This is a genomic window from Mycobacterium sp. ABE4_509 (genome assembly GCF_056160785.1).
In genome coordinates this window covers 1-4,693 of the sequence record NZ_JBSWXU010000232.1, presented here as the reverse complement: position 1 = coordinate 4,693, position 4,693 = coordinate 1, and the positions used below count along the sequence as shown (strand labels likewise).

Annotated in this window: 2 protein-coding genes and 1 pseudogene; 2 read left to right on the top strand and 1 reads right to left on the bottom strand. The window is 71.9% G+C overall.

Annotated features, from left to right (window positions below; all coding sequences use genetic code 11):
• The coding region (locus ACXAID_RS27040) for an EsaB/YukD family protein (protein ID WP_475025255.1) at positions 1-416 on the bottom strand (416 nt) is incomplete at its 3' end.
• A 156-nt stretch (positions 417-572) separates the two neighbouring features.
• Between ACXAID_RS27040 and eccCb the strand changes: the two genes are divergently transcribed.
• A complete protein-coding gene (gene eccCb, locus ACXAID_RS27035) occupies positions 573-4,076 on the top strand; it encodes a type VII secretion protein EccCb (protein ID WP_475025254.1) in 3,504 nt (1,167 codons plus the stop codon).
• Positions 4,058-4,693 (top strand): annotated as a pseudogene (locus ACXAID_RS27030) (type VII secretion-associated protein); the annotation flags it as partial. The gene eccCb and the pseudogene ACXAID_RS27030, both read left to right, overlap by 19 nt.

Sequence of the window (4,693 nt, the reverse complement as noted above, 5' to 3'; positions counted from 1 at the left end):
ACCCACGGGTGTGCCGCGTTCGCGGTCGCGGTGCCCGACCACACCAGGACTGCGGCGCCGAGCACGCAGCACCCCAGGCCCGCCCAAACCGCGGCGCCGCGCCCTCCCGCCGGGGAGCGATCCACGGCGGCGGCGACGGCGGCGGCCCTGTCCCTGTGAACATGTTGTGGCGGAGCATGTTCAGCGTGCGTCAGGACGAGCAGAGCGCCGTCGCCGACGTTCTGTTCCACCAGGGAACGGGTGCTGTCGAGATCTTCGCCCGCAACCCGGGACAACCGCCAGCGCACCGGGGCGGGGGTGCCCGCGCCGACCACCGCCTGCACGATCGCGGGCACCAGCATGCCGAGCGGGCAGGCGGCGGGCAGCATCAGATCGGTCCCCGAGTCGCCGTCACCGCCGGCCGCGAGCACGGTCACCCGGCGCATCGTATCCGGCACGCCTTCAACGTAACCCGGCTCAGAGGGACCCCGGTGCGCGAGTTTGTGCAGACTGTGCATGGAACCGTACGGGGGCTCGGGGCGTCTGAACCGATTGTGGTCTCCCTGGATCCGTCGTCAGTCCGCCCGCCCGCGATGCCGCACGGACAGGTCGTCATCGAGGCGCCGCCGAAGCTTCCCGAACACCCGCCGGCGAACCCGCTGGCCCGGGTGATGCCCGTGGTGATGATCGCCGCGATGGCGGGGATGGGCGCGGTGTACCTCACCTCCGGGGCGGCCGCGTCGCGGAGTCCGACGTTCCTGCTCTTCCCGGCGATGATGGTGGTGTCGCTGATCGGCACCCTCGCCTACGGCTCCCGCGGAATCGGGCGCGGCGCCGAGATCAACCAGCAGCGTGCGCGCTATCTGCGCTACCTCGACGTCGTGCACGCCGAACTGTCCCGAAGCGCCGCCGAACAGCACCGGTTCCTGCACTGGGCGCATCCGGACCCGGCGGCGCTGTGGACCCTGGCCGGTGGGCAACGGATGTGGGACCGTACCCCGGATCACCCGGACTTCGGCGCAGCGCGCCTCGGCATCGGTGCCGGCTCCGCCGCGGTGGGGGTGGTGGCCCCGGAGATCGGGTCCGAGGACGTCGCCGACCCGGTGACCGCCGACGCGGTGCGCGAACTGGTGCGGCGGCGGTCGGTGATCTCCGATGTCCCGGTGCTGCTGTCGCTGCAGAACACGCGGGCCGTCACGTTCAGCGGTGCGCCAGGCGGGGTGCGCGCAGCCGGGCGGGCGCTGGTGTGCCAGCTCGCGATCTCGCACGGCCCCGAGGCCGTCGGCTTCGTCGTGCAGCCGAACAGGGCTGCGGTCGAGTCCTGGGAGTGGCTGAAATGGCTTCCCCACCTGCGCGATCCAGAAGCCGCCAGGCACCGGGTGGCGATCGTCGACGGCGGATCGGCGCCCGCTCCCGCCCCGGGCGTCACCGCCGTCGTGCTGGACCCGGACGAGGATGCCACCACGGTGCGGGTCCGCGCCGACGGCACCGCCCTGGCGGTTTCCTGCGACGGGATGGCGCCGGCCGATGCGCTGGCCTGCGCGCGCACCATCGCCGGATGTGCCACGGCGTCGGCGCAACAGCGCGACCAGCGCGAGTCGGACTGGTTGACGCTGATGGGCGTCGATGACCCCGAACGCCTCGGCGACGCGGTGCACCGGCGCTGCGAGGACCCCACCCGGGCCGTTCCGATCGGGGTGAGCGATGACGGGACCGCCGTGCACCTCGACATCAACGAGGCGGCGGCCGGCGGGATGGGCCCACACGGGTTGTGTGTCGGGGCGACCGGCTCGGGAAAATCTGAGTTCCTCAGGACGCTGACCCTCGGCATGATCGCCACCCACCCACCCGAGAGCCTGAACCTGGTCCTGGTCGACTTCAAAGGTGGGGCCACATTTCTCGGGTTGGAGACCGCCCGACACGTGGCGGCGGTGATCACCAACCTCGCCGACGAGGCGCCGCTGGTCACGCGCATGAAGGCGGCCCTGTCCGGCGAGGTGTACCGCAGGCAGGAGATGCTGCGCGGCGCGGGCAATCTGGCCAACATCGCCGAGTACCGCCGGGCCCGGACCCGTACGCCCACCCTCCCCGCGATGCCCGCACTGTTCATCGTCATCGACGAATTCTCCGAGTTGCTCAGTGCACACCCCGACTTCACCGACATGTTCGTCGCCATCGGGCGGTTGGGCCGGTCCCTGGGCATCCACCTGTTGCTGGCCAGCCAACGTCTCGACGAGGGCAGGCTGCGGGGACTGGAAACACATCTGTCCTACCGGATCTGCCTGAAGACGTTCTCGGCCTCGGAATCACGTGCCGTGCTGGGGGTGGCCGACGCCTACCACCTTCCCGCCCAGCCGGGTGCGGCCTACCTCAAGACCGCCGACGGACGCATGCGCCGGTTCCAGACCGCGTTCGTCTCCGGGATCCATGCGCAGGATCCGCAGGGCCCTGCACCGACCGGAGTGCGGCCCTTCACCATGGCCGAGGTGACGAGCCGGTGTCAGGACGGGGCACCTGCCGGCCGGCCGCTGCTGGAGGTGGTGCTGCGCGCACTGGCCGGACGCGGGCCCGACGCCCACCGGATCTGGCTGCCCCCGCTCGACCGTGCCCCGCAGCTGAGCTCCCTGCCTGCCGGCGCGGCGCACCTGCAGGTGGCGATCGGGGTCGTCGACTGCCCGTTCGAACAGCGCTACGCACCACTGACCGTCGACCTGGCCGGAGCGGCGGGCAATGTCGCCGTCGTCGGTGCGCCGCGGTCGGGCAAGTCGACGACGCTGCAGACGCTGGTGACAGCACTCGCGCGCACCCACGACCCCGCCCGGGTGCAGTTCTACTGCCTGGACTTCGGTGGCGGGGCGCTGGCGGAGCTCGCCGCGCTGCCCCATGTCGGTGCGGTCGCCACCCGCGCCGACCCCGAGCTGTGCCGGCGCACCGTGGCGGTCCTGGAGTCGGTGCTGCACGCGCGCGAGGCGGGCGCCGACGACGACTCCTACGGCGACGTCTTCCTGATCGTCGACGGATGGGCGGTGTTGCGGCAGGAATTCGAGGGGCTCGACGTCGCCATCACCGCACTGGCCGCACAAGGCCTGGCCCACCGGGTTCATGTCGTGATCGCGGCCTCGCGCTGGGCCGATCTGCGGCCCGCGCTTAAAGACCAGATCGCCACCAGGATCGAACTGCGGCTGGGTGATCCCGCCGATTCGGAGATGGACCGGCGGATGGCCCGGGAGCTGCTCGACCGTCCACCCGGGCGGGGACTGACCCGCGAGGGCAGGGAGATGCTCATCGCCGTTCCCGACGCGGCTACGGTGCGCCATCACCCCGGGGGGCGTACCGCGAAACCGGTCGAACTGCTGCCCGCGCTGGTGGAGCTCGCCACGCTCGCCGCGCCGCGGCGGGCTGCCGGTCAGATCCTGCTCGGCATCGGCGAGCGCGAGCTGCAGCCGGTCGCCGTGGATTTCACCCGCAACCCGCATCTGCTGATCCTCGGCGACACCGAATGCGGCAAGACAGCGGTGCTGCGGGCGTTGTGCGCGGAGCTGGTTGGCGGCTCCGGCGCGGCGCAGACCCGGCTGGAGATCGTCGACTACCGTCGCGGTCTGCTCGGTGTCGTCGAGACCGAGCACCTGGCCGGGTACGCGGTGTCGGGCCCGGCGCTGGTGGCGCGGATGGCCGCGCTGTCGGCGCAGCTGAGCGCCAGAATGCCGGACGAGAACGTCACCCAGAGCCAGCTGCGCGACAGGTCCTGGTGGTCGGGCCCGGACATCTACCTCGTGGTTGACGACTACGACCTGGTGGCCGGTGCCACGGGCAACCCGTTGACGCCGCTTGCCGAATTCCTGCCGCACGCCAAGGATCTGGGTCTGCACGTGATCGTCGCCCGTCGCGCCGGTGGCGCAGCCCGGGCGATGTTCGATCCGGTGCTGGCCCGGATGCGCGACCTCGGGTGCTCCGCGCTGATGATGAGCGCAGGCCCCGACGAGGGCGTGCTGTTCGGCACCACCAGATCGACACCGCAACCACCCGGACGCGGAATGCTGCATGTGCGGGGGCGCCCCGATGAGCTCATCCAGGTCGGATGGGTGCAGCCGCCGTGACGGTCACCGTCGAGGTCGGCCCGGTGACCGTGCGCGGTCCGCACCCCGCGCCGCCGGATCTGGTGTCGGCGGCCATGGAGTGCATCGACGACCCGCTCGCGTTGCTGGGCGAACAGCCCGTCGCGGTGGCGCAGCTGTGGCACGACGTGTTGCGTGCCGCGGCCGGACCGCAGCCCGTCGCACTCACCCTGGTCGTTCCCACCTGGTGGCCCGGGATGCGTGTCCAGGTGGTCTCCGAGGCCGGGCGCCGGATCTGCGCGCAGAGCGTGACCGTCTCCAGGACAGCGCTTCTCGGCGAGAAATGCGGTGTCACGGTGGTCGAATTCGCCGAGCATGTCGTCGTCGTGGCCGACCCGGGCGCCGAGGCCGTGGTGTTCGGCCGCGACGACGACTCGGTGCCCGGACATCTGGGATCTGCGAACGCGGTCCTGTTCGACGTGCCGGCCGGCGTCGCCCCACCGGCTGCCACGACCAGCGCGCAGGTGCGGGCGACTGCGGCACCGGTGACATTCACCGATCGCCGGACGTTCATCGACGCCGCCGAGTCGTGTGCGCACGACGCACCGCCGGGTGCTGCGCCGGCGGGCCGGCGCCGCCGGGGCAGCGCCGTTCTCGTC

Coding starts and splice junctions, on each gene's coding strand:
- eccCb (WP_475025254.1), top strand. CDS start 573: ATGCCGCACGGACAGGTCGTCATCGAGGCGCCGCCGAAGCTTCCCGAA.